This is a genomic window from Stenotrophomonas sp. STEN038 (genome assembly GCF_056759895.1).
In genome coordinates, this window is the sequence record NZ_JBRRDW010000105.1 from 1 (window position 1) to 4909 (window position 4909).

7 protein-coding genes are annotated in these 4909 nt (G+C 56.3%); 1 reads left to right on the forward strand and 6 read right to left on the reverse strand.

Annotated features, from left to right (window positions below; translation table 11 throughout):
• Positions 1–186: 186 nt before the first annotated feature.
• The gene (locus tag ACVOLS_RS21280) at positions 187–438 is read left to right on the forward strand and encodes a DUF3653 domain-containing protein (RefSeq protein ID WP_481547278.1); all 252 of its coding nucleotides are present in this window, start codon (positions 187–189) and stop codon (positions 436–438) included.
• A 33-nt stretch (positions 439–471) separates the two neighbouring features.
• On the opposite strand, the gene ACVOLS_RS21285 is transcribed toward ACVOLS_RS21280, so the two are convergent.
• The 6 genes from ACVOLS_RS21285 to ACVOLS_RS21310 form a co-directional block, all read right to left on the reverse strand.
• The gene (locus tag ACVOLS_RS21285; RefSeq protein WP_481547279.1) at positions 472–1635 is read right to left on the reverse strand and encodes a zonular occludens toxin domain-containing protein; all 1164 of its coding nucleotides are present in this window, start codon (positions 1633–1635) and stop codon (positions 472–474) included.
• The gene (locus ACVOLS_RS21290) at positions 1635–1928 is read right to left on the reverse strand and encodes a hypothetical protein (protein ID WP_481547280.1); all 294 of its coding nucleotides are present in this window, start codon (positions 1926–1928) and stop codon (positions 1635–1637) included. Before ACVOLS_RS21290 ends, ACVOLS_RS21285 begins: the two co-directional genes overlap by 1 nt.
• Positions 1929–1931: 3 nt before the next feature.
• Positions 1932–3347 (reverse strand): hypothetical protein, encoded by a 1416-nt coding sequence (locus tag ACVOLS_RS21295; protein WP_481547281.1) that lies wholly within the window; start codon positions 3345–3347, stop codon positions 1932–1934.
• Positions 3348–3486: 139 nt separating this feature from the next.
• A complete protein-coding gene (locus ACVOLS_RS21300; protein ID WP_481547282.1) occupies positions 3487–3714 on the reverse strand; it encodes a hypothetical protein in 228 nt (75 codons plus the stop codon).
• Positions 3715–4009: 295 nt separating this feature from the next.
• On the reverse strand, positions 4010–4291 hold the full coding sequence (locus tag ACVOLS_RS21305) for a single-stranded DNA-binding protein (protein ID WP_481547283.1): 282 nt from the start codon (positions 4289–4291) through the stop codon (positions 4010–4012).
• A partial coding sequence (locus ACVOLS_RS21310) for a rolling circle replication-associated protein (protein WP_481547284.1) occupies positions 4288–4909 on the reverse strand: 622 nt, incomplete at its 5' end. The genes ACVOLS_RS21310 and ACVOLS_RS21305, both read right to left, overlap by 4 nt.

A 4909-nucleotide genomic window follows, 5' to 3' on the forward strand; every position in this document is an offset into this window, starting at 1 on the left:
GCTCATGCCTCAATTTCCCCCGAATCCTTAGGAGGCCGGGATGGTAGGTGAGAAGTGAGCCAGATCCAGATCCATCTCAATCGGCCCATCAGCCATTTCGCATAATGTATATTATGTTCGGATTGTTCGGACAATGGCTGGCACGGCTTGTGCAGCCGCTTGGGATCTTGACACGGAGTCTGCAACATGCGTAACCGCAAACTAACCGGCCCTTGGGCCGGTTTTTCGTTTAAGTCGGGTCGATTGGTCACACCCGAGGGCCGCGAGCTACTGCCGGAGGATCTGGCGTGGCTGAGCCTGACAGCTGCACTGGCCCAAGAGTACCGGCGACTACTCGATGACGAAAAGCGGCTTGCCAAGGGAGAGATCCGTCGATCGACGGAACCTTGCCCAGTGGTCCCATTGCTACCGGCGCTGAAACGCTCTGCACGCGCGTGAGGCGTTATCCGTAGGGGCTTAGCCCCTACACCCCTACAAAAAGCCCGGACGGGCCTGAATCGTGCTGTAGCTGGAAGATTTATAGGGCTCATTCTCAGGGAACGAACCTTGAGCGCGCTGGGCACGACCGATGACGCTGCCAGATACCTGGGCAGTACCGGCAGGCGCTGCGGTTGGATCTGCTATAGGCGCAACCGGCATTTCAGCCTTTGGGGCTTTATACGGGTTGTAGACAGGCCCGTATCTCGCAATGGTCCGGCACTCGGGCTGCGAAATGTCGTATTTCGTGCCCTGCTCTGTCAGGCATGTGCATGACGCTTCCTTGCGTGTGCCATGGGCATCGTCACCATCGAGAGCAGACATGCAGAAAAGCGATGGCTGCGACACAGGGGGACGGTCATCAAAAATGGGAGCGGTTTCCGGCATCGTCGCAAATCGCGGCAGGTGCGCGATGGCGTAGTCGGTGGGCGTCTTGAACTGGCGTACCGGGGGGCCGCCCGCCGCGTTCGTCCCTCCTGCGGCGGTCTGCCCCCCTATGGCCTGACCAGATTTGATTTTCTCAGCATCGAACTCCGCGATCCTGCGCGAGAAGTTCCATTTGATGCCGAGAACAACGAGCACGACGAACACGACACCGACGAACAGCCAAACAAGCCACATAGGAATACGACGCTTAGTAGTGACCATGGTGGTCGAGGTGTAATAGTCAAAGACGTATTTGGGACGAACCCAATCAAGCACATCATTGCAAGCGCCTTGAACATTGCTCTGATACTGCGTCCAGCGCTTGAGCTTTGTCTTGCTCTTGATAATGGAGGTCTGCCGAACGTGGCAATGCTCCTCATACAGGCCGCGCAAGAACGGATCCAGCTGCAACCCTTGCTGAGCAATAAGAATGAAGTCGAAACCGCGATGCCGATGCCGCGCCATGGCTTCGACATGATCAGGAACCTTGGCACCCGGATTACGGTTTGGAAAAACGGTGTAGCACTCATCGAGCAGCACGACAGATCCGTCGGGCAGATCCTGCCATTTGAGCGGATCTTCCAAGTACTTCATTCCAGCCTTGTCGTAATCGAAATCCTTAACGCCGTGGACATAGATAGAGCGGCCTTCCTTCTTGAACTGAAACGCCTTGTCCACCGCATAAGCAGTCTTTCCGTGTCCTGGCTGACCAGTGACGAGATAGAGTCCCATCAGGCACCCCCAGTCAACTTGCCTAGAATCACCTTCTGCGCCTTCGCAGCAGTGATAGCAGACAAAATCATTGTGATCATGATGCCCAGCCCCGTGGCATCAAAGTAGGCAGCGCCCACACCACCAAGCGCTCCCATCTTTGATTGAACAAAGGATTTAAGCGCAGGCATAGCAACGGTATGGGAGAACAGGCCGATGCCGAACGCCAGAAGAATACGCCCGACAATTCCGGGAAGGTACTCGCGCAATGCGCCAATGAGCATGCTCACCAGCGCGCCAATAATCATGGGCATGAATCAAGCTCCCTTAGCAATAATGATGACTGATGCAATGGCGCCGATAAGCACGAAAGCACCTTTCAAGATGGCGATGAAGGTGCACCAGAACGCCGGAGGCGACGCCATGGTCTGCAGAAATCCGGAGCTAATCCCGCTACCGCCACCACCGGCAAAACCTATGCAACTGCCGCCACCGAAACCGGATTGATCAAGGTCATCGGTATTGACGTCCTTATCGTTGAGCTTGGGTTTATCGGACGCCTGCTCCCCTGCACCGGGGTTTTGGTTCATGCCACCTACTTTGGTCCATTCGGGCTGACCACCGTCACCTTCACCATTGGTCTTTGCCAATAGCTTCTCGGCGGCGCAAGCACTACGCCATTGCATGTGCAAACTGGTCACTTCAACCGCGTCGCATTTCTCCCCGGTGCACGCTGGTGGGGTCGAGCAAGCACCGCCCGCAACATTCCGGTTTTTGCGTGTATTGCAGTCAATGCGCCACTGAATTCGAGCCTGTCCGCACATGATCGGAGAGCCGCTGCAAGCGGGAGGCGCATTGCAGCTGTCACCACCTGAGAACGTCTCATCCGTAGTGCCTTCTTCTTCACCAGCATCAGGCTTGCCGTCGCCGTCTGCATCTCGCTTACAGGTGCCGTCCTTACCTCGCGCCTCACCAACTGCGCACTGCCCGTCACCCGGCAAGCACTGTCCGGAAGGGGCCAAGACACTGCCGGGAGGACACTCACCCTTCTTTGCTATGCATGTGCCATCAACATCAATCTGCATGCCAGCGGGGCAAGCTTCAACGCACTTGCCGCCCTTCTTGATCTCGCCATCCTTGCACTCGACATCGTTCGGCTCGCAAACAGAGAGAATCGCATTCCAGTGATAGCCGACCATCTGCGCGCAGTTGTTTTTTTCATTCTCTGGGCATACACCGCCAGTAGGCGTAAACGTCATGGATCCATCGGCATTGGAATTCCAGAATCCATCGCAGCCCTGCCTACAACCAAGACTGCCATTGCGTGCATTGCCATCAAGTGTCGACCAAGGACCTTGACCGGTATATGGATCTTGCTTCTGGCAAGTATTGGCAAGCGGATACCGGTAATAGCGTTCAGTGTCTTTGCGGCAGCGATAAAGATTGCCATTGAACGTTTCTGACAGTTCGCAGCGATACACACCGACGTTCTGCCCTTGGAAAACTTCGGTGGTGATCATGCTGCAGACGAAGGACGGAGCAACGTAGGTACCTTTTGCTGCGGCATCTATCTTGGCCTGCGCAAGGTCGGATCTGCACTGAGACAACGCCTCGCCCTGAGATCCAAACGTGACTGCGAACGCAGGGTCAATCCCAAAACATGCCAGCACGCCGACAACGACAAGCGCTGCAACACGACGTGCCAGGACATTGGCGAAGATGCGAGAAATCATGAGTCGAGGGCAAGCCACAGGCCACCCAGCATGCCGAGCATTACGAAATATCCGACGTAGTTCATTACCTGCACCTCTGTTCGTGTTTGCTACAAAAGGAAAGGGCAGGTTTCCCTGCCCTGCCCCACCGTGCTGCGGATTAACCAGCAGCGCGCTTGCCGCCCTTGATCAGCGCGATGACACCAGCCAAGGCCAGCACCGCCACGCCGATCAGGGTCAACTCGCCCTTATCAATGTTCGTGGTGACGGCTTCGGAGAGTTCGCCAGCAAAGGCGGGAGCGCTGACCATGGCAGTCATGGCGAACGCGGTGGCACCGGTTGCGATCTGCTTTGCGCGGGCCGGCAGGTTGTGGAAACGACGCTTCATAAAACACCTCTTTGATTGGATGGATTGAATTAACCACCTGATGCCCGGCGTGCTTGCCGGATCATGTAACCCACTGCCCATGCACCGCCTATGGCAGCACTTATGAGCAATGAATCTTCAACGCCGAGCGGTGGCGGAAAGCTCGACGCGGGGCCATAGAATGGATACGCACACACGCCTGTTGAGGCGTCATAGTCAGACGCTTTGCAGTGCAGAACGAGGATGGTTTCTTCTTCCATGGCTTGCTCGCTTTGCGAGCCGCCCGCCGCAAACGACGGACGGCACGCTTGTGGGGTTACTTGGTCGGTGCGTCAGGAACAAACGGAACGAGCTTGAGATCGCGGCCGATCTTCAAACGCTCGTATTCGTCGGTGACGAAGCTGGACGGATCGAACGTGTAAAAGCCTGGGCGATACGGATGCTCACCGGCCTGCAAGGACAACTTGAACGGCTTGGGGAAACCGCCATTCGGATCAATGATTGCAGCGTTCTGCTCATTGAACTCCATAGCAGCACGCTCACCACGTGCCGGGATCTTCTTAACCAGCACCTTGTCCGAAAGAATTTGAATCTTCATAGCTCTATCACCTTCCAAGCGATTGTCCGGCCGCCAAAAATGGTTACTCGCCACGGTGAGGGCCAGAATTCACCGGTGAGTTTGTCGAACCACCCGCCAAGCGCTTTGCGAATGTCGGCAGCAGCGCCGAGGATCTCGCGTGCTGAAACGGGTGCTTTCCAGTAGCGCAGTTCGCGCTTGGATTCTTGATTCAGGCCACCGCAGCCATGCGTACGGAAACCCTTGGGAAAGTAGCCAGCAACAAGGCTGGTGAATTTGCTTGCGTACTTGGCGAGATAGCCAACTGCGTTGCGAGCCTTCTGCATGTTGGTGCAACCATGCGGCCACCAACCACGCTGATCGATCTTGCCGAAGTACATCCCCTGCGGAACCCAAATCAAGACGTGGTAATGGGGGATGCCGCGCTGGGTGAGTTCTCCCACCCAGAGGTAACGGAAAACTTGACCCGCAAACCGTTTGGCGCGGGATCGAGTGACATTGAAGTGGCCCCGCATCGCTCGCAGAAGATCGCTAATGTCACGAGGGCCGCTATTGCATCCGTCTCGGTAGGTGAGCGTGAGCATGTACCACGCGCCACGGAAACCCGTTGCTTTCGCTTCGTCATTGTGAAGTCTCGCG